The 20175-nt window shown below is 73.0% G+C and carries 16 protein-coding genes; 6 read left to right on the forward strand and 10 right to left on the reverse strand.

Going from position 1 to position 20175, the window contains the following annotated elements; genetic code table 11:
• Positions 1-46 precede the first annotated feature (46 nt).
• Positions 47-1072 (reverse strand): Gfo/Idh/MocA family protein, encoded by a 1026-nt coding sequence (locus AC1DQC_RS11175; RefSeq protein ID WP_477051306.1) that lies wholly within the window; start codon positions 1070-1072, stop codon positions 47-49.
• Between the two features lie 5 nt (positions 1073-1077).
• A complete protein-coding gene (locus AC1DQC_RS11180) occupies positions 1078-3309 on the reverse strand; it encodes an MMPL family transporter (RefSeq protein ID WP_477051307.1) in 2232 nt (743 codons plus the stop codon).
• A gap of 50 nt (positions 3310-3359) precedes the next feature.
• Between AC1DQC_RS11180 and AC1DQC_RS11185 the strand changes: the two genes are divergently transcribed.
• Genes AC1DQC_RS11185 through AC1DQC_RS11200 form a run of 4 tightly spaced genes read left to right on the forward strand, consistent with a single transcriptional unit; the run spans position 3360 to position 6321 of the window.
• Positions 3360-3830, forward strand: a complete 471-nt coding sequence (locus AC1DQC_RS11185; RefSeq protein ID WP_477051308.1) for a MarR family winged helix-turn-helix transcriptional regulator — start codon at positions 3360-3362, stop codon at positions 3828-3830.
• A 10-nt stretch (positions 3831-3840) separates the two neighbouring features.
• The gene (lipB, locus tag AC1DQC_RS11190; protein WP_477051309.1) at positions 3841-4506 is read left to right on the forward strand and encodes a lipoyl(octanoyl) transferase LipB; all 666 of its coding nucleotides are present in this window, start codon (positions 3841-3843) and stop codon (positions 4504-4506) included.
• A gap of 51 nt (positions 4507-4557) precedes the next feature.
• Positions 4558-5559, forward strand: a complete 1002-nt coding sequence (lipA, locus tag AC1DQC_RS11195) for a lipoyl synthase (protein ID WP_477051310.1) — start codon at positions 4558-4560, stop codon at positions 5557-5559.
• A 51-nt stretch (positions 5560-5610) separates the two neighbouring features.
• A complete protein-coding gene (locus AC1DQC_RS11200; RefSeq protein WP_477051311.1) occupies positions 5611-6321 on the forward strand; it encodes a DUF4191 domain-containing protein in 711 nt (236 codons plus the stop codon).
• Positions 6322-6342: 21 nt separating this feature from the next.
• Here AC1DQC_RS11200 and AC1DQC_RS11205 read toward each other — a convergent pair whose 3' ends face one another.
• The gene (locus tag AC1DQC_RS11205) at positions 6343-6861 is read right to left on the reverse strand and encodes an RDD family protein (protein ID WP_477051312.1); all 519 of its coding nucleotides are present in this window, start codon (positions 6859-6861) and stop codon (positions 6343-6345) included.
• Positions 6862-7049: 188 nt separating this feature from the next.
• Between AC1DQC_RS11205 and glnA (AC1DQC_RS11210) the strand changes: the two genes are divergently transcribed.
• Positions 7050-8474: a type I glutamate--ammonia ligase gene (gene glnA, locus AC1DQC_RS11210; protein ID WP_477051313.1), complete on the forward strand. Its 1425-nt coding sequence runs from the start codon at positions 7050-7052 to the stop codon at positions 8472-8474.
• A gap of 77 nt (positions 8475-8551) precedes the next feature.
• Here glnA (AC1DQC_RS11210) and AC1DQC_RS11215 read toward each other — a convergent pair whose 3' ends face one another.
• The 4 genes from AC1DQC_RS11215 to AC1DQC_RS11230 all read right to left on the reverse strand — a co-directional run bounded on the left by AC1DQC_RS11215 (position 8552) and on the right by AC1DQC_RS11230 (position 12231).
• Positions 8552-10087, reverse strand: coding sequence for a Ppx/GppA phosphatase family protein (locus tag AC1DQC_RS11215; RefSeq protein ID WP_477051314.1), 1536 nt, complete (start codon positions 10085-10087; stop codon positions 8552-8554).
• A gap of 67 nt (positions 10088-10154) precedes the next feature.
• The gene (locus tag AC1DQC_RS11220; RefSeq protein ID WP_477051315.1) at positions 10155-10931 is read right to left on the reverse strand and encodes a hypothetical protein; all 777 of its coding nucleotides are present in this window, start codon (positions 10929-10931) and stop codon (positions 10155-10157) included.
• Between the two features lie 139 nt (positions 10932-11070).
• On the reverse strand, positions 11071-11634 hold the full coding sequence (locus tag AC1DQC_RS11225) for a YqgE/AlgH family protein (protein ID WP_477051316.1): 564 nt from the start codon (positions 11632-11634) through the stop codon (positions 11071-11073).
• A 51-nt stretch (positions 11635-11685) separates the two neighbouring features.
• Positions 11686-12231: an NUDIX domain-containing protein gene (locus AC1DQC_RS11230; protein ID WP_477051317.1), complete on the reverse strand. Its 546-nt coding sequence runs from the start codon at positions 12229-12231 to the stop codon at positions 11686-11688.
• Between the two features lie 186 nt (positions 12232-12417).
• Here AC1DQC_RS11230 and AC1DQC_RS11235 point away from each other — a divergent pair, with 186 nt between their 5' ends.
• Complete coding sequence (locus AC1DQC_RS11235; protein WP_477051318.1) at positions 12418-13956, forward strand: DUF4153 domain-containing protein; 1539 nt, start codon at positions 12418-12420, stop codon at positions 13954-13956.
• On the opposite strand, the gene AC1DQC_RS11240 is transcribed toward AC1DQC_RS11235, so the two are convergent.
• From AC1DQC_RS11240 to glnA (AC1DQC_RS11250), 3 genes are all read right to left on the reverse strand, one after another.
• Entirely contained in the window at positions 13953-15644 is a 1692-nt protein-coding gene (locus AC1DQC_RS11240; protein WP_477051319.1) for a hypothetical protein, read from the reverse strand. The two genes, AC1DQC_RS11235 and AC1DQC_RS11240, sit on opposite strands and share 4 nt — an antisense overlap.
• 86 nt (positions 15645-15730) lie before the next feature.
• The gene (locus AC1DQC_RS11245; protein WP_477051320.1) at positions 15731-18793 is read right to left on the reverse strand and encodes a bifunctional [glutamine synthetase] adenylyltransferase/[glutamine synthetase]-adenylyl-L-tyrosine phosphorylase; all 3063 of its coding nucleotides are present in this window, start codon (positions 18791-18793) and stop codon (positions 15731-15733) included.
• Positions 18790-20127, reverse strand: a complete 1338-nt coding sequence (gene glnA, locus AC1DQC_RS11250) for a type I glutamate--ammonia ligase (protein ID WP_477051321.1) — start codon at positions 20125-20127, stop codon at positions 18790-18792. Before glnA (AC1DQC_RS11250) ends, AC1DQC_RS11245 begins: the two co-directional genes overlap by 4 nt.
• Positions 20128-20175 lie beyond the last annotated feature (48 nt).

Consider the following 20175-nt stretch of genomic DNA (forward strand, 5'->3'; position numbering starts at 1 on the left):
CGATCCGGACCCGCGCGTCGGCCGTCGTCCACAGGCGGCGGACGCCTCAGTCGAGCAGGACGACCCGACGCTCGGCGGCGGACACCTGGGCGGCGTCGAGCACGCGTGCGGTCCGCGCCGCGTCGGCGGGGTCGACGGGCGGGGGGCCGCCGTCGAGCACCCACCGCACGACGGCGCGGTACAGGTCGACGTGGCCGCCGGGCGCGCGGGGCACGGGGGTGCGCTCCGCGCCGCGCACCAGCCACCCCTCGTGCACCGGCTCGCCGGGGCGGCGGGTCTCCTCGTACGCGTCGTCGAGCGCGGCGAACGGCGTCGGTTCCCCCTCGAAGCTGGTGACCAGGAACGCGCCGCCGTCGCCCAGCACGCGGGTGCGGGGTCCGGGGGCGCCGACGACGGCACCGGCCTGGAGGTGGCTCACGACGCCGTCCCGCGCGTGCACGAGCGCGAGGAACACGTCGTCGGTCGCGGGCGTCGTGCGCGCGTGCAGCTCGGCGTAGACCTGCGCGACGGGTCCGAAGAGCTGCACGGCGGAGTCGACCAGGTGCGCGCCGAGGTCGAGCAGGAGCCCGCCGGACTCCGGGTCGTTCTCCTTCCAACGGTCCTGCGGCACCGGGCGGAACCTCTCCCAGCGTCGCTCGAACCGGTGCACCGCCCCCAGCTCTCCGCTCGCCAGGAGACCCAGCAGTGTGAGCTGCTCGCTGTCCCACCGCCGGTTCTGGAAGACGGTGAGCCGGCCGTCCGCGCGGTCGGCCAGCGCCTGCGCGTCGGCGGCGCTGGTGGCCAGCGGCTTGTCGACGAGCACGTGCAGGCCGGCGTCCAGCGCGGCGCTCACGTGCGCCACGTGCTCGCCGGTGGGGCTCGCGACGACGACGAGGTCGAGCTCGTCGGCCCGCGCGAGGAGCCCGTCGACGTCGGGCACGACCGCTGCGCCCGGCCAGTCCTGCTCCACCTGGGTCGCCCGGCTCCGCGTGACGACCGTGGTGACGCGCTGCCCCGCCTCGCGCAGCAGCCGGGCGTGGATCCCCCGGCCCGCTCCGCCGTACCCGACCAGCCCGACCCGCAGCGACTCCATGCGGCTCACTCTAGGTCGGCGGTCGCACCGTCCCTGCGCCCGAGCGCGCTCGGCCACCAGGTGCGGCGCCCCAGGTCGTGCACGAGGGCGGGCACCAGCAGGCTCCGGACCACGAGGGTGTCCAGCAGCACGCCGAACGCGACGATGAACGCGATCTGCGCGAGGAACAGCAGCGGGATGACGCCCAGCGCCGCGAAGGTGGTGGCCAGCACCACGCCCGCCGAGGTGATGACGCCGCCGGTGACCGCCAGGCCCCGCACCACGCCTGCGCGCGTCCCGACCTGCGCGGACTCCTCACGCACGCGGGTCATGAGGAAGATCGAGTAGTCGACCCCGAGCGCCACGAGGAACACGAAGGCGAACAGCGGCACGACGGGGTCCGCGCCCGCGAACCCGAACACGTGGTTGAAGAAGATCGCGGCCACGCCGAGCGCCGCCGCGAAGGACAGCACGTTGGCGACGAGCAGCAGCGCGGCCGCGACGACCGACCGCAGCAGGAACATGAGGATCAGCCCGATCACCAGCAGCACGACCGGGACGATCACCCGGAGGTCCCGCTCGCTGGCCAGCTGGGTGTCCAACGTCTGCGCGGCGGCTCCGCCGACGACGGCGGTGGGGCTGACCTCGTGCACGGCGGCGCGCAGGTCCTCGACGGTCGCGACGGCCGCCTGGGTGTCGGCCGAGGCCGTCGTCGTGACGTCGAGCCGCACGCGCCCGTCGACCACGATCGGCGGCGCGTCCGTCGCCGGGGCACCCGCTCCCGCCGGCGCCCCGGTGTACGGCACGACGGCGTCCACGCCCTCGACCCCCTCGGCCGCGGTGGTGACGGCGTCGACGTCCGCCTCGTCGACGATGACGATCGCGGGCTGCACCGCGCCGGCCGGGAAGTGCTCGGTCAGCACCGCCTCGCCGCTGACCGCGTCCACGTCGGTGAGGAAGATGTCGACCTGGCTGGTCCCGGACGCGTTGAGCGTGGGCAGGAACGCCGCACCGATGCACAGCGCGACGGCGGTGAGGATCCACACCGCGCGGTCCCTCCGGCCGACGAACCGCGCGAGCCGCGCCCAGACCCCGGTGCCCTGCGCCGGGTCCACGACGGCGGCGTCGACCGCGTCGGGCCGCGGCGCGCGCGGCCAGAACAGGACGCGCGAGTGCTTGCCGAAGACGAGGAGCAGGGCCGGCAGGAGCGTGAGGGCGCCGAGCAGCGCCGACGCGATGCCGATGGCCGCGACGGGCCCGAGGCTGCGGTTGGAGCCGAGGTCGGACAGCAGCAGGCACAGGACGCCGGCGATGACCGTGCCCGCGCTGGCGGCGATGGGCTCGACGCACGCCCGCAGCGCGCGGCGCATGGCGGCGGCGGGGTGCTCGACGTGGTGGAGCTCCTCCCGGTACCGCGCGACCAGCAGCAGGGCGTAGTCGACCGATGCGCCGACCACGAGGATCGAGAGGATCCCCTGGGACTGGCCGTTGAGGACGATCGTGCCGTTCTTGGCGAGGTGATAGACCACCAGGCCGGCCAGGCACAGGGCGAACACCGCCGTGAAGATGACCACGAACGGCAGGAACGGCGAGCGGTAGACGATCGCGAGGATCAGCAGGACCGCACCGAGCGCGACCAGCAGGAGCACGCCGTCGATGCCGCCGAAGGCCGTGACCAGGTCGGCGACGAACCCCGCCGGTCCGGTGACCCAGGCGTGCAGGCCCAGCTCGCCGGCGGACGTCGCCGTCGCACCGAGGTCCTCCTCCAGGGACTCCCGCAGCGCGAGCACGAACGAGTCGGTCACGCCCTCGTCGTCGGCCAGCAGCTGGTCCGCCTTCGCAGCGTCCAGCGAGAACGCGACCAGCAGCGCCTGCCCGTCCTCGGACGGGACCACGGCCGGTTCTCCGACGAGGTAGTCGGACCAGGTGCCCTCGTTCCCCGCCGGCAGCGCCTGGTCGGGCACCCCCTCCGCCCACTGCTGGACCGCCGCCAGCTGCTCCGGGGTGACGTCGCCGCCGTCCTCCGGCTCCAGCACGACGAGCGCCGGTAGGGTCTCCGTGTCGACGAAGCCCTTGCTCTCCTCTGCGGCCTGGGTGGACTCGGCCGACGAGGGCAGGAATGCCGAGGCGTCGTTGGTCTGGACCTGGGACAGCTTGCCCTGAGCCATCCCGCCCACCGACCCGATGCCCAGCCAGACCACCAGGGCGACGCCGACGAGCACGGCGCGGACGATCGTCGAGCGGCGATTACTCAGCATGCTGAGTATCATTGGCGACGATCCTCCGAAGAGCAAATGGAGGCGGGATCATGGAGCACGAGGACGAGCCGGCGGAGACGCTCGACCCGGCTTCGCCCGACCCCGCGCACTGGCCCGTCGGACGGCTCCTGTCCGCGGCGTCCCGACGCGTCGAGCGGGACTGGAACGCGCACCTGGCCGCCTGGGACCTCAACCACGCCAGCCTGCCGGTGCTGGTCCACCTGGTGCGCTCGTCGATGTCCCAGCGCGAGCTCGCCGCCGCCTGCGGCGTGACGGAGCAGACCATGAGCCGCGTCCTGTCCCGGATGGAGCGCACCGGCTACATCACGCGCACGCCGCACGAGGCCGACCGCCGTCGCCACGTCATCGCGATCACCGACGCCGGCCGAGGCGCCCTCGCCGTGGCGTCGGACCGCGAGTTCGCCGAGGAGCTGGTCACGCGGGGGCTGACCGACGAGCAGACGGAGCAGCTGCGCGGGCTCCTCGCCCTCGTGGCCCGTCCCGCCGCGGACGCGGGTTAGCCTGACGGGCATGCGGTTCGACGAGCTCGACCTCGGCACGCGTCTGCTCCCCTACGAGCCCACGTGGCAGCTGCAGCGCGAGGTCCTCGCCGCCGTCGCCGACGGCACCCACGAAGACGTCGTGCTCCTGTGCGAGCACGAGGACGTGTACACCGCGGGCCGCCGGACGGCGTCCTGGGACCGGCCCGTCGACGGCACCCCGGTGGTCGACGTCGACCGCGGGGGTCGCATCACGTGGCACGGACCGGGACAGCTGGTGGGCTACCCGATCGTCAAGCTGGCGACGCCCATCGACGTCGTGCGCTACGTGCGGGCGCTCGAGGAGGCGCTGATCCGTACGTGCGCCGACCTCGGCCTCACCGCGATCCGGGTCGAGGGGCGCAGCGGGGTCTGGTTCGCGGCCGACGACCGTCGTCGCGAGCGCAAGGTCGCCGCGATCGGCGTGCGGGTCTCCCGCGGCGTCACCATGCACGGGTTCGCGCTCAACTGCGAGCCGGACCTGGCCGCCTTCGACCGCATCGTGCCGTGCGGCATCACCGACGCCGACGTGACGTCGCTGTCGGTCGAGACGGGCCGACGCGTGACCATCGCCGAGGTCACTCCCCTGGTGCGCGCGCACCTCGTCGAGACCCTCGTCCCGATCATCGAGGTCCGACCGGCCGTCGCCACGGTGTGACGCGCACCTCCCCCGCAGCCGACGCGGCAGCGGCGGGTTAGTCTGACCGGCGTGACGATCGCAGCCGATGGCCGACGCATGCTCCGCATCGAGGCGCGCAACGCCGAGACCCCGATCGAGCGCAAGCCGGAGTGGATCCGCACGCGCGCGACGATGGGCCCCGAGTACACCGAGCTCAAGGGCCTGGTGAAGCGCGAGGGCCTCAACACGGTGTGCGAGGAAGCCGGCTGCCCCAACATCTTCGAGTGCTGGGAAGACCGCGAGGCGACGTTCCTCATCGGCGGCGACCAGTGCACGCGGCGCTGCGACTTCTGCCAGATCGACACCGGCAAGCCGGCCGCCTTCGACGCCGACGAGCCCCGCCGGGTGGCCGCGTCCGTCCAGGCCATGGGCCTGAAGTACTCGACCGTGACCGGCGTGGCCCGCGACGACCTGCCCGACGGCGGCGCCTGGCTCTACGCCGAGACGGTCCGCCAGATCCACGCGGTGAACCCCGGGACCGGCGTCGAGCTGCTCATCCCCGACTTCAACGCGACCCCCGAGCTGCTGGCCGAGGTCTTCTCGTCGCGACCCGAGGTGCTCGCGCACAACCTCGAGACGGTCCCCCGCATCTTCAAGCAGATCCGCCCCGGCTTCCGCTACGACCGCTCGCTGTCGGTGCTCACCGCAGCGCGCGAGGCCGGGCTGGTCACCAAGTCCAACCTCATCCTCGGCATGGGCGAGACCACCGAGGAGGTCGTCGAGGCCCTCGCCGAGCTGCGCGAGGCCGGCTGCGACCTGATCACGATCACGCAGTACCTGCGCCCGTCGGTGCGGCACCACCCCGTCTCGCGGTGGGTGCGCCCCGAGGAGTTCGTCGAGCTGTCCGCCGAGGCCGAGCGCCTGGGGTTCCTCGGCGTGATGTCCGGCCCGCTGGTCCGGTCGTCGTACCGCGCGGGCCGCCTCTGGGGCCAGGCCATGCGCCGCTACGGCCGCCCGATCCCCGAGGCGCTGGCCCACTTCGCCGAGCCGACGACGTCCCGCCAGGAGGCGGCGAGCCTGCTCGCCCGCTGACGCGCCCCACGGCGTCGGAACGGCCCTGCAGGGTCGGTAGACTTCGGGCCCATGGCCCGTGACAACTCCCCCGCCGCTGCACCCACCGGCAAGAAGACCCGCTGGTACCACCAGGTGTGGCAGGCGTACCAGATGACCCGCAAGAACGACCCCGCGGTCACGTGGATCGTGCTGGCGGTGTTCGTCGGCATCATCGCGCTCGGGCTCATCATCGGCCTGCTGATCGGCCACTGGCTGTACGTCCTGCTGCTGAGCATCCCGTTCGCGGCGCTCGGGGCCATGTTCATCCTCGCCCGGCGCGCCGAGACGGCCGCCTACACGCAGATCGAGGGCCAGCCGGGCGCCGCCTTCGCCGCCCTGGGCACCATCCGCCGCGGGTGGACGTTCGCGCAGGAGCCCGTCGCGGTCGACCCCCGCACGCAGGACATGGTGTTCCGCGGCGTCGGGCGCCCCGGTGTCGTCCTCGTCGGCGAGGGCCCCGCGTCGCGCATCGGCAAGCTGCTGGAGTCGGAGCGCAAGCGCACCGCGCGCGTCATCTCCGGCGCGCCGATCACGCTCATCCAGGTGGGCGACGGCGACGGCCAGGTCACGCTGCGCAAGCTGCCGCGCGCCGTCCAGAAGCTCCGCCCGAAGCTGTCCAAGCAGGAGGTCGCCGAGGTCAGCAAGCGCCTCACCGCCCTCGGTGGCATCAAGCTCCCGGTGCCCAAGGGCGTCGACCCGATGCGCGCCCGCCCCGACCGCAAGGGCATGCGCGGCCGCTGAGCCAGCAGTGCGCGACCGGCGTCAGCGGCGGACGATGGCCGTCCCCGCGACGCGGTCGTGCAGGCCGCGTCCGTCGCTGTCCCACACGGCGGCCGGGACGACCAGGCAGAGCAGCACCGTGCGCACGAGCGCGCTGAGGAAGCCCGGGGCGGCCGTCGCCCACACCGGATCGGTGCGCTCGGTGGGGCGGTCGGGGAACACGCGGCGCACGCGCAGACCCAGCAGCCGGTGGCCGACCGTGTGGCCGATCGAGCCGACCAGCAGCACGTTCTCCAGCGCGAAGATGCCGAGGGTGGCCAGCGGGTTGCCGCGGGACAGGACGAACGCGGTCGGGTCGACCGCGAAGAACGCCCCGGAGATCAGCAGGCAGGCCATCCAGTCGATGACCAGGGCCACCGCGCGACGCCCCAGCGGCGCGAGCGCGCCCGTGCCGGAGCCGGGCAAGCCGAGGCGCACGCCACGCGGGACCGAGCCCCCCGGCCCGTCGGGGTCCTCGGGGGTACCGCCCAGCCACGAGCTCAGGTCACGACGATCTGCCACCCGAGCAGGGTAGGCGACGGGGTGAGACACCGACGACCGCCCCTTGCCGTCGGGCATAGGGTCAACATTCGTTACACGAGGGACGGGCTCGTAACGCTGTCGAAACACTTGGTACACGACAGAGAAACGCCGCGCTCGTAGCCTCGCCTTGCCCGACCCGACGGGTACCATCGACCGAGGAGCAGCGGATGTTCAGCAAGCCAGAGGAAGTCCTGGCGTTCATCAAGAGCGAGGACGTGAAGTTCGTCGACGTCCGGTTCTGTGACCTGCCCGGCACGATGCAGCACTTCAACGTCCCGGCCTACTCGCTGGAGCTGGACTTCTTCACGGACGGCCAGATGTTCGACGGATCCTCGATCCGTGGCTTCCAGGCGATCCACGAGTCGGACATGAAGCTGATCCCGGACATCAGCACCGCGTACATCGACCCCTTCCGGGTCGAGAAGACGCTGAACATCAACTTCCACATCGTGGACCCGTACACCGACGAGCCCTACAGCCGCGACCCGCGTCAGGTCGCCGCGAAGGCCGAGGCGTACCTGAAGTCGACCGGCATCGCAGACACGGCGTTCTTCGCCCCCGAGGCCGAGTTCTACATCTTCGACGACGTCCGCTTCCACACGAAGCAGAACGAGTCGTTCTACAAGATCGACTCCTTCGAGGCGGCCTGGAACTCGGGCCGCGAGGAGGAGGGTGGCAACCTCGGCCACAAGATCCCCTACAAGGGCGGCTACTTCCCCGTCCCGCCGGTCGACGGCTTCTCGGACATCCGCGACCAGATCAGCCTGCAGCTGGACGCCCTCGGCCTCGGTGTCGAGCGCGCCCACCACGAGGTCGGCACGGCCGGCCAGCAGGAGATCAACTACCGCTTCGACAAGCTCGCCATCTCCGGCGACAAGGTCATGCTCTTCAAGTACGTCGTGAAGAACGTGGCGCACCAGAACGGCAAGACGGCCACCTTCATGCCGAAGCCGCTCTTCGGCGACAACGGCTCCGGCATGCACGTCCACCAGTCCCTCTGGAAGGACGGCGAGCCGCTGTTCTTCGACGAGAAGGGCTACGGCGGCCTGTCCGACCTCGCGCGCTGGTACATCGGCGGCCTGCTCAAGCACGCGCCCTCGCTGCTGGCGTTCACCAACCCGACGGTGAACTCCTACCACCGCCTGGTCCCCGGCTTCGAGGCCCCGGTCAACCTGGTCTACTCGGCCCGCAACCGCTCCGCGTGCATCCGCATCCCGGTCACCGGTTCCAACCCGAAGGCCAAGCGCATCGAGTTCCGCGTGCCGGACCCGTCGTCGAACCCGTACCTCGCGTTCGCGGCCATGCTCATGGCCGGCATCGACGGCATCCAGAACCGGATCGAGCCGCCGGACCCGGTGGACAAGGACCTGTACGAGCTGCCCCCCGAGGAGCACGCCCTCATCCAGCAGGTCCCCGGCTCGCTGGGCGAGGTGCTCAACAGCCTGGAGGCGGACCACGACTTCCTCACGGCGGGCAACGTCTTCACGCCCGACCTGATCGCGACGTGGATCGACTACAAGCGCAACGCCGAGGTCGACCCGATCCGTCTGCGCCCGCACCCGCACGAGTTCGAGCTGTACTACGACGTCTGATCGTTCGCGGCTGCTCCCGTGAGCGTCTGACCCGTAGTCCCCGACACCCCCGTCGCCCTCGTGGCGGCGGGGGTGTCTCACGTCGTCCGACTGCGTGCCTCCTCCTCGCCGCGGCCGAATCGTTCGTCGATGAGGCCGTGCCGCAGGCCGCGGTCGCTGACCGTCAGCCGATCCATCCCCAGCTTGTCGAGGACCGTGCGCACGATGCAGGCGCCGGCGAGGATCACCTCGGCGCGCTTCGGCTGGAGGCCCACGATGGAGCGGCGTGCCTCGGCGTCCCGCGTGCGGTACATCTCGATCTGGCGGTCGACCTCGTCGCGCTCGAGGACGGCTCCCTGGACGGCGTCCGGGTCGTAGCGCTCCAGGCCCAGCCTGACGGCGGTGAGGTTCGTAATGCCCCCGCCCATGCCCACGAGGACCTCCGGCGACGGACGGTCGTCGAGCCGGTCCAGGTCGGCGGCGATCGCGGCCAGCGCTGCGTCGAGCGTCTCGCGGGAGACCTCGCCGTCGAGGCCGAAGCGCTCCGTGTACCGGGCGGCTCCGACGTCCACGCTGAACCGCTCGTCGACCGAGGCGCCCTGGCCGAACGTGAACTGAGAGCTGCCGCCGCCGGTGTCGAAGACGACGATCGAGCCGTCCGAGACGCCGAGGCCGGCAAGGGCCGCGACGTAGGCCAGGCGGCTCTCCTCCTCGCCGGAGACGACCTCCACGGCGACACCCGTCGCGCCCTCGATGACCTCCAGGACGTCGGCCCGGTTGTCGGCCATGCGCAGGCCGGCCGTGCCGACGGCGGCGATCTCCCTGACCAGGTGGCTGCGCGCCTCCACGACCATCCCGCGGATGGCCTGCGCCGTCCGGTCGAGCGCCGCGGGCGAGATCCTGCCGGAGTCCGCGAGCCCGGCTCCCAGCTGGGTCACCTCGGCGCGGTCGACCAGCGTCTCCCAGCCGCCGTCCTGGACCGGCTGGCCGATGTGGAACTTCACGGAGTTCGTGCCCACGTCGATGGTCGCGTACCGGGGCGGCTGGCCGTCGAAGAGGGCTCCCAGGCCACGCGGGTAGCTCGTGTTGATCCGGTTGCCCAGTCCCACCGCGCGGACTGCGGCCACGACGGCGGCGAGATCCTCCGACTCGATGGCGATCGTCCTGGTCACCCAGTCGCCCACCTCGACCTCGGACAGCTCGCCGATGCAGCCCTCGATCATGTGGCGCACGCGCCGCTTGCGAACGGGCACCGCGCGCACGCCGGGGTGCGGTTCGACCACGTCCCGGAGGAGCTCCTCGAGGCTGTACGTCTCCCGCTCCAGGTGGGGAACGGGCAGGCGCAGGGCGGCGAAGACGGCCTCGATGTCGCCGTGGCCGAGCGGGAACGGGGTCTTGAGGACGGGCTCCCACCGTTCGAGCCCACTGGTGCCCAGCTCCCGGAGGAGCTTGATGTCCATGAGCCCGTCACGCACCTTGACCGTGTCGCCGTCCACGGACAGGAGATACAGCTCGTCGCTCTCCTTCGTCCCCGTGGGCGCCCGGCCGGCCAGGTACTCCTCCGCAGGCCCGAGCTCGACACCGAAGGTGCGCCACTCCCACCGGGGCACGATGCCCGTGCTGCCCACGGTCATCGCAGCCCCCGATGGCTGCCGGGCGGACGACGTCGCACTGCGTGCCTCTCGATCCCGGTGACGAGGCTCATGCCGGCTTCGCCTGCAGCTCCGCCGAGAAGAACTCGAGGGCCGTCTTGGTCTTGGTCTGTTGCTCCCCGGTGAGGTCGACACCCTTGTCGGCGAGGAACCGCCGCAGCTCGGCGGTCACCGTGAGGACGTCGGAAGGCTGGCACTTGGTGGACAGCTCGAGGATGCGGGAGCCGTCCGGGTAGAGCCACATCTCGGCGACGAGGGCGCGACCGAACGTCTCCGGCACGACCTTCAGCTTGAGCACGAAGATGGGGCCGAGAATCGAGAGATCGTCGATCTTCAAACCGTCCGGGGCATGCTCGGCGAAGAACGCCCGCTGCTCCTTCGAGAACAGCTTGCGCAGCCGCTGCTCGCCGGACACCGAGGCGCGGACCGCGGTGGCGGGGAGCTTGCCCTTCAGCGACGCGCTGCACACGTAGCTGCCGGGCACGACGTCCACCTCGACGGTGAAGTTCGGCGAGCGGCGGATCTCGCTCGGGAGCTCGGAGGGCACCACGGGCCGCAGCTTCACCACCGAGTCGTTCCCCCGTGCCTGGATCCGCCGCGCCCGCACGACGACGCCGGCCCGGCTGAGCCGGAGGTCGGGGGTGTCGAAGAAGTACACGTGGCGGATCTGGGCGTCCAGCGGGTCGAGGCCGAGCGTCGCCGTCGTCGACCGGTGGGCGAGCTCGGGCACCGTCAGCTTGAGCTCGACGCTGTCGGCGCCGGTGATCAGCTCGCGCAGCCGCAGCAGCTCGTCGGACAGCAGTGGCAGGCTCCCGGTCGCGCTCACGTCGCTCGCTCTCCGCCCGCGCCGCACAGGACGCTCCGACCTTCGCAATGTACGCCCGTGGGCACCCCGGAAACAGGGCCTGACGAGGCAGGATGCACGTAGCCGGGCGGTCAGGTGCCGGTGCTGGCGCGTGCTGAGCTCAGTTGAGCGACGCGTCCTCGGCGAACGTCGACACGATCGCCAGGTCGCCGCCCTGACGTCGCAGCACTCGCCGCCACATCCCGCCGGGCTCGCGCGTCAGGAGGTCGTCGGGGAGGGCGTCGACGACGAACCACGACCGCTCCTCCAGCTCCCGCTCGAGCTGGTCCGGCGACCAGCCGGCGTACCCCGCGAACACGCGGACACCGCGGACACGGGCCTCGACCGTCTCGGGCACGGCGTCGAGGTCGACGAGGCCGAACGGTCCGATCATGGCGTCGACGTCCGGCGACCCGCTCGCACCGGCCGCCAGGACCGCGATCCCCATGGCCGTGTCCTGCCCGACGGGGCCGCCGAGGAACAGCACCGGCGGCTCGGTGACGTGCTCGTGCCAGTCGGGCAGCACCACGCCGACCTCGACCGTCGACGGCCGGTTGAGCACCACCCCGAGCGCACCGTTGGGGCCGTGGTCGAGCAGGAGGATGACCGTCCGGTGGAACGTCGGCTCCCGCAGCGCGGGCGCGGCGACCAGGAGTCGTCCTCGCATGGTCGGCCCGTCGGTCATGCTCCCATCATCGTCGAGACTCCCCGACCCGGCCGTCGGAGCGCGGCGGCGTCACGACACCCGGCCCAGCGCGATCGCCGCGTACATCAGGGCCGCCACGCTCTCGCCGTCGGTGATCGTTCCGTCCGCGACCAGCTGCAGGACCTGCGGCCACGGCACGCGCCGGACGCTCGTGATCCCCTCCTCCGCCTGCCCGACCGGTCGGCCGGAGGCTCGCAGGCCACGGGCGAGGAACACGTGCTCCGGCGCATGGCACACGCCGTTGAGCGCGAACATCGAGCCGACGGCCTCCCAGCTGTCCGCCTCGAGCCCGGTCTCCTCAGCCAGCTCGCGGCGGGCCGCGAGCAACGGCTCCTCGCCGTCGGAGCCACCGGCCGGCACCTCGAGCGACACCGTGCCCGTGGCGTACCGCGCCACCTCCACCAGGACCACCTCGTCGTCGTCGGTGAGCGGCACGACGAACACCGCGGGGTTCCGGAGCTCGACCACGCCGTAGATCCCCGTGGCGCCGTCGGGGCGGTCGACCTCGTCCTCACGCACGCGGATCCACGGGTTCTCGTAGACGGTCGTCGAGGACCGGGTGCGCCAGCTGCTCATGCCCCCAGCCTTCCAGAGCGGCCGAGCAGCAGAGGCGGCCGCTCTGCCCACACCCTGCGCCGATGACCCCCTGTGTGCGGGCTGGGCACCAGTTGTGGAGGGACCCGAAACCACTGCACACAACGTGCACCGGACCCCCGCGCAAGTCTCTGACGTGCACGGACGCCCGTGCCTAGCGTGTCGCTCATGACCGACTCCGGTGCTCCGACGCCCCCGCCCACGCCTGCCCTGCCCGCCCCGCCGCCCTCCTGGGCGGCGGGGCGCGCTGTTCCCGTCCCGCGCGAGCCGGGTCGGCTCGCACGGGTGCTGGTGCCGTTCTGGGCGGAGCGCCGACGACCCGTCGCCACCCGGACGCTCGTGATCTGCGCCGCGGTCGGGGTGCTCGGCGGCGCGCTGCTCGTGGGGCACCGACCCGGCCTGGGGGTCGCACTCGTCGGCCTCGCCGTGTGGGTGGCGGCCGCTCCCGACCTGATCCGGCGCCGCTCGGTGGACGACCTGCTGACGGCGGCGCTGTCGATCGCGCTCCTCGCCGTGGTCGCCGTCCGGGACGCGGGGTGGGTGGTCGTCCTGTGCGCGCTGGCCGCGGCGTGGGCGGGCGTCGCCGGCATCACGTCGTCGAGGTCGGCGCCCGCCACGCTGCTCGCGCCGCTGAGCTGGGCGGCCGGCGCCGTGCGAGCGCTGCCCTGGGTGGCCAAGGGTCTCGAGACGCGGCTCGGCTCGCGCCGCGGCCAGCTGCTGGTCGCCGTGCGCAGCGTGGCGATCACCGTGGGGCTGCTGCTGGTCTTCGGGCTCCTGTTCGCCAGCGCCGACCGGGTCTTCGCCAGCCTGCTGCCGCACGCCCGGGCCGACCTGATCCCGGGCCAGGTCGTCGTCGGCGCGCTGGTCGCCCTCGTCGCGGCCAGCCTCGCGCACCTCGCCCTCGCGCCGCCCAGCTGGTCCGAGGTGCGACTCGCACCGGCGAGGCCCGCGCGGCGCGGCGAGTGGCTGCTGCCGGTCGTCGCGCTCGACGCGCTGGTGCTGCTGTTCGTGCTGGTGCAGGTCGGTGCGCTGCTGGGCGGGCACCGGCACGTCCTGGAGTCGGTCGGGCTGACCTACGCCGAGTACGCGCGGCAGGGGTTCTGGCAGCTGCTCGCCGTCACCGCCCTGACCCTCGTGGTCGTGGCCGTCGCCGCCCGCCGGGCACCCCGCGAGACCACGACCGACCGGCTGGTGACGCGCGTCGCGCTCGGTGTGCTCTGCATCGGCACGCTGGGCGTCGTCGCCTCCGCGCTGCGGCGCATGGACCTGTACGTCGACGCGTTCGGGCTCACGCGCCTACGGATGTTCGTCACCGTGGTCGAGGTCGCGCTCGCCGCCGTGCTCGTCCTCCTTCTGGTCGCGGGGATCCGCTGGAGCGGACGATGGCTGCCGCGCGCGGTGCTCCAGGTGGCCGCGGTCGCGATGCTCGCGCTCGCCCTGGTCAACCCCGACGCCCAGATCGTCCGGAACAACACCACGGCCGACCTCGCGGTGGACCTCGACGTCGGCTACCTGGCCGGGCTCTCCGCCGACGCCGTCCCGGCCTTCGCGCAGATCGAGCACGAGCCGTTCCTGCGGTCCTGCCTGCTCGCGGCCGCCGACGTCACGCCCGCCAGCGGACTGGCGGACTGGAACCTCGGCCGCGAGCGTGCGGCACGGCTCCTCGCCCAGGACGCCGGCTCCGGCTCGGCGTGCAGCAGGCGCTAGACGACGACCCCCTCGTCGACGGCGGCCGCCTCCCGTGGTCGAGGTCGTGCGGCGAGGGTCGCCAGGCCCAGGACGAGCAGGGCGATGACGAACACGGTGATCACGTAGGCGGGGGTGAGGCGGTCGGCCAGGACCAGGGCCAAGGCGGCCAGGGCGATCACGACGACCCGGATGAGGGTGCGCTGCTGGTCCAGCCAGACGCCGACCGGGCCGGTGCTGATGCCGTGCCGGTCCCCCGTGTTGCGCAGCCACGCGCTGGCCTGTCCGGAGGAGGCGCGCAGCTGGCGGGCGGCGGTGGTGCCGCCGGCGGCGAACGCGATGATCGCGATCAGCAGCCCGAGCACCAGGCCGACGCGCAGCTCGATGCGCAGCAGGGAGATCACCTGGTCGTAGATGGCCACCGCGGTGTCCACGCGTTGCACGGTGGGCGGCAGGGAGTTGGCGTACAGCGACCTGCCGATCAGCAGCGCCGCGCCGAGCAGCACCATCGCGCCGGCGAGCGACAGCCCCGCGATCACCAGCGCCCGGGAGCGGCGCTGCGCGGCGAGCACACCGGCGGCCAGCAGCCCCAGCGACAGGTAGGGCAGCAGGCCCCCGAGCACGTCGATCAGCCGGTAGGCGTTCTGCAGCCTGACCAGGTCGGCGCTGGACGCGATGGGGAACGTCACCTTGATGTCGGGGATGCGGCTGACCAGGGTGAACCCGGCCTGCTCCAGCGAGGTCTTGACCTGATCGATGACCGGTGTCAGGTCGAGGGTGAGCTGACCGCTGTCGCTGATCTTCGCCAGCGCGTCCGGGTCACCCCGCAGCGTGGCGACGATCTGCTCGTGCGCGGCCCGGTTGGCCTCTTGCCACGTGTTCTCGAACGCGTCCGAGCTGACGATCTTGGTCACGTTCTTGTGGACGAAGTTCGTGATCGCGTCCTGCAGCGGCTGCTGCAGGGACTGCACCGCGCCGGAGACGATCGGCGGCAGGTCCAGCCCGGCGACCGCGTCGGTGGCCTGGGTGGTCAGCTCCTGGACGTTGAGCGCGTCCACGATCGCCAGGGTGACCCGGTTGCTGACCGCGGACTGCACCAGCGGGTCCGAGGCGATCGGCGCGACCGTGTCCACGTACCGGTCGGTGTCCACCATGAGCCCGCGTGCCCACGACCCCACCACCGCGACCGGCGCCAGCAGCGCACCGATCAGGATCAGCACCACCGCCGCGGTGGAGCGGCCCACCTTGCGGCGCCGACGCGGAGGCTGCACCGCGACCGGGGCTGCGGCGGTCGACGCGCGAAGCCGCGCGTTCTCCGTCTCCAGCAGCTGGAGGCGCGCGAGCAGCACGGCCCGGTCCTCAGTCGGCGACGACGCGGGTACCTCGACGTCGATGTGCGTCGGGATCTCCTGCGTGTCGTGCTGCGGCGAGGCGACGCCCGAGGTGTCGAGCGGCAGGGTGTCGTTCTCGGAGGCTCCCGGCGTCTCGGTGTCGGGTGCCACCTCGTCCGGCGCGCCCGCGTCCGGCGCCGTCTCGTCGGGCGTGCCGGCGTCCGGCGTCACGGCCGGTGACTCCGTGTCCGGGGTCTGCGGCGCGTCGTCGACGACGGCCGGCTCCGGCTCCGTCCCCGGGGACGTGGCGGCGGGTCGCCGTGGCTTGCGGGGCGACGGATTGTTCTCGACCACTAGATCCCCCGATATGTCCGACATGTACACGACGTGCTGAGCATGGCAGTTCCCCTGCTCAGAGCGCGATAGCCGACGTCCGGCAGGTCGCCCGAGGGCGAGCCGACGGCTCAGCCGTAGAAGACGCGCTCGACCACGGTGCGTGCTCGCCGCGCCGTGCGCAGGTAGTCCTGCTCCAGCTCGCCGCCGGACCCGGCCGGGTACCCGACGACGCGCGCAAGGCCCGCCAGCGCCTGCCGGTCGTGCGGCAGCACGTCGGCGTGCGCGCCGCCGCGCCCGCTCCAGAGCACGTTCGCGTCGCGCAGGCGGCTGGCCAGCAGCCACGCCTCGGTCAGCACCCGGGCGTCGTCGGCGTCCAGCAGCCCGGCCTCCGCAGCGGCCTCGAGCGCCCCCAGCGTCGCCGTCGTGCGCAGCTCAGGGACGGCGTCGGCGTGCTGGAGCTGCAGCAGCTGCGCGGTCCACTCCACGTCGGCGATGCCGCCGCGCCCGAGCTTGAGGTGCCGGGCGGGCTCGACGCCGCGCGGCAGCCGCTCGGACTCGACGCGCGCCTTGATCCGGCGGACCTCGCGCTCGGCGGCCGCGTCGATGCCACCGGCCGGATAGCGCAGCGGGTCGACGAGCCGGACGAAGCGCTCCCCCAGCTCGTCGTCGCCGGCGACGGGCCGGGCCCGGAGCAGGGCCTGGCTCTCCCACGTGGAGGACCAGCGCCCGTAGTACTCCGCGTACGAGTCGAACGAGCGCACCAGCGGCCCGTTGCGCCCCTCGGGCCGCAGGTCTGCGTCGACGTCGAGGGTCGGCTCCGGGCCGACGGTCCCGAGCAGCGAGCGGAGCTTCGTCGTGACGTGGAGGGCGAACTCCTGCGCGGCGACGGGGTCCGCGCCCTCGACCGGGTCGTGCACGAAGAGCACGTCGGCGTCGGACGAGTAGCCCATCTCCCCGCCGCCCCACCGACCCATCGCCACGACGAGCAGGCGCGTCGGGTTCTCCTCGAGCCCTCGCTCGACGCGCACCTCCCACTCGGCGACGCGCAGGGCGCCCACGAGCACGACGTCCGCGGCGGCGCTCAGGCTCCGCGACGCCCGCTCGCCGGTGACCACGCCGAGCACGTCGGCCGCGGCCGTGCGGGCCAGCTCGCGCCGGCGCAGCCCGCGCAGCGCGGTGATCGCCGGCACCGGCTCGTCGGATCGCGTGAGGATCGCGTCGGCCTCGGCGGTGAGCCGCTGGTAGGTCCGCGGCACCAGGTCCGCGTCGTCGGCGAGCCAGGTGACGGACTCGGGCGACCGGGTCAGCGCGTCGGCGACGTACCGGGACGTCGACAGCACGCGCGCCAGGCGGCGGGCGGCCGTCCCGGAGTCGCGCAGCAGCTTGAGGTACCAGTGGGTGGTGCCGAGCTCGTCGGAGAGCCGGCGGAACGCGAGCAGGCCGCCGTCGGGGTCGGCCCCGTCCGCGAACCAGCCGAGCATCACCGGCAGCAGCTGGCGCTGGATCGACGCGCGGCGCGAGACGCCCTCGGTGAGCGCGGCGATGTGCCGCATGGCGCCCGCGGGGTCCGTGTAGCCGATGGCGGCCAGCCGCGCCTTGGCCGCGTCCGGCGCGAGGCTGGCCTCTTCGGTCGACAGCTGGGCCGTCGCGGGCAGCAGCGGCCGGTAGAACAGCTCCTCGTGCAGGCCGCGGACCTCGCGGCGCGCCGTCCGCCACCGCTCGTCCAGGCCCGCCGCCCCCTCCGCCCGCATGCCGATCGAGCGGGCGAGCCGCCGCAGGTCCGGCTCCGAGGTCGGCATGAGGTGCGTGCGCCGGAGCCGGTACAGCTGGATGCGGTGCTCGAGCACGCGCAGCAGGCGGTAGCAGACGGCCAGCTGCGCGGCGTGCGAGCGCCCGACGTAGCCACCGGCGGCGAGGGCCGCGAGCGCGGTCAGCGTGCTGGGGCTCCGGATCGACTCGTCGGCACGCCCGTGCACCAGCTGCAGCAGCTGCACGGTGAACTCGACGTCCCGCAGCCCGCCGACGCCGAGCTTGAGCTGCCGGTCCGCCTCGGCGGCCGGCACGTGCCCCTCGACGCGCCGACGCATCGCCTGGGAGTCCTCGACGAAGTGCTCGCGCGTCACCGCGCTCCAGACGAAGGGCTGCGTCATCTCGACGTACTCGAGCCCGAGGGCCTGGTCACCGGCCAGCGGACGCGCCTTGAGCAGCGCCTGGAACTCCCACGTCTTGGCCCAGCGCTCGTAGTACGCCTTGTGGCTGGCGAGCGTCCGCACCAGGGGCCCGTCCTTGCCCTCGGGGCGCAGCGCCGCGTCGACGGGCCACAGGGCGGGCTCGGCCGACGGGGTCGAGCACGCGCGGGCCAGACCGGCCGCGAGCCGCGAGGCCGCGGCGAGCGCCTCGGCCTCGTCGACGCCGTCCACGGGTTCGGCGACGTAGATGACGTCGACGTCGCTCACGTAGTTGAGCTCCCGGCCGCCGCCCTTGCCCATGCCGATGACCGCGAGGCGCACGCCCAGCCCGTGGTCGTCGAGGTCGGCGCGGGCCAGGGCGAGCGCCGCCTCGAGGGCCGCTCCCGCGAGGTCCGCCAGGGCCGCCGCGACGCCCGGCAGGCGGCTCAGCGGGTCCGCGCTGGTGAGGTCCGTGGCCGCGATCCGCAGCAGCCGGGTGCGGTACGCCAGCCGCATGGCGTCGGTGCCGGGCGCCCCGACGACCGTCGCCACGGGGACGTCGGCGTCGGCGTCGGCCCCCACCGCGGCGAGCAGCTCGGCGCGCACCGCCGCGACCGGCACACCGGTGCCCGGCGTCTCGTCGACGATCACGCGCAGGTTCTCCGGGTGGGCCACCAGGGTGTCGCCCAGCGCCACGGACGCGCCGACGACCGCCAGCAGCCGGGCCCTCGCCGGGCCGTCCTCCGCGAGGACCCCGCGCAGGATCTCCCCGAGCTCCGCGTCAGTGCCGACGGCCCCCGCGAGCTTGGCGAGGGCGAGCAGCGCCTGGTCCGGGTCGGCGACGTCCGCCAGCGGCGCGATGAGCAGCTCGGCGGGTTCGTCGACGACGCGCAGCAGGGCGGCGTCGGCCAGGAGCCGCTCCGCACGCGCAGCATCGGCCACGCCGACCCGTGTGAGCCGTCCGGCCAGCGACGTCCCGCGTCCCGCGCGCTCGCGGGCGTCGGGGCCTCCCGGGACCGTCACAGGACCGGGAGGAACCGCCGCAGCTCGTACGGCGTCACCTGCGAGCGGTAGGCCTCCCACTCCTGGCGCTTGTTGCGCAGGAAGTAGTCGAAGACGTGCTCGCCCAGGGTCTCCGCGACCAGCTCCGAGCGCTCCATGATCGAGATGGCCGCGTCGAGCGAGGTGGGCAGCGGCTCGATGCCGAGCGCGCGACGCTCGGCGTCGGTGAGCTCCCACACGTCGTCCTCGGCGCCCTCGGGGAGCTCGTAGCCCTCCTCGACGCCCTTGAGGCCGGCAGTGAGCAGCAGCGCGAACGCAAGGTACGGGTTGGTCGCCGAGTCGATCGCGCGGTACTCGATGCGGCTCGAGTTGCCCTTGCCCGGCTTGTACATGGGCACGCGCACCAGGGCCGACCGGTTGTTGTGGCCCCAGCAGACGTAGCTCGGCGCCTCGGCGCCGCCCCACAGCCGCTTGTAGGAGTTCACGAACTGGTTGGTCACGGCGGTGATCTCGGGGGCGTGCCGCAGCAGTCCGGCGATGAACGAGCGCGCCGTCTTGGAGAGCTCCAGGTGGCCGCCGGCCTCGTGGAACGCGTTGCGGTCGCCCTGGAAGAGGGACAGGTGCGTGTGCATGCCGGACCCGGGCTGGTCGGCCAGGGGCTTCGGCATGAAGGAGGCGAAGACGCCCTGCTCGAGGGCGACCTCCTTGACCACGGTGCGGAACGTCATGATGTTGTCCGCGGTGGTCAGCGCGTCGGCGTACCGCAGGTCGATCTCGTTCTGCCCCGGGCCGGCCTCGTGGTGCGAGAACTCCACCGAGATGCCCATGGACTCGAGCATCGTGATGGCCGCACGCCGGAAGTCGTGGGCCGTGCCGCGCGGCACGTGGTCGAAGTAGCCGCCCTGGTCGACGGGCACCAGCGGCTGCGTCGGGTCCGCGGGGGCGTCGAACAGGTAGAACTCGACTTCGGGGTGCGTGTAGAACGTGAACCCCTGGTCGGCGGCCTTGGACAGCGCGCGCTTCAGCACGTTGCGCGAGTCCGCCAGCGACGGCTCGCCGTCGGGCGTGAGCAGGTCGCAGAACATGCGCGCGGTGCCGTGCCGCTCCCCGCGCCAGGGCAGCACCTGGAACGTCGAGGGGTCGGGCTTGGCGATCATGTCCGCCTCGTACACCCGCGTCAGGCCCTCGATGGCGCTGCCGTCGAAGCCGATCCCCTCGGAGAACGCAGCCTCCAGCTCCGCCGGGGCCACCGCCACCGACTTCAGGATCCCGAGCACGTCGGTGAACCAGAGACGGATGAAGCGGATGTCCCGCTCCTCGACCGTGCGGAGCACGAACTCCTGCTGCCTGTCCATGCGGTACATCCTGCCTGATGAACCGCCGTGCCGAGCGTCAGTGTCCGA

This window comes from Cellulomonas sp. P4_H12 (assembly GCF_056400905.1).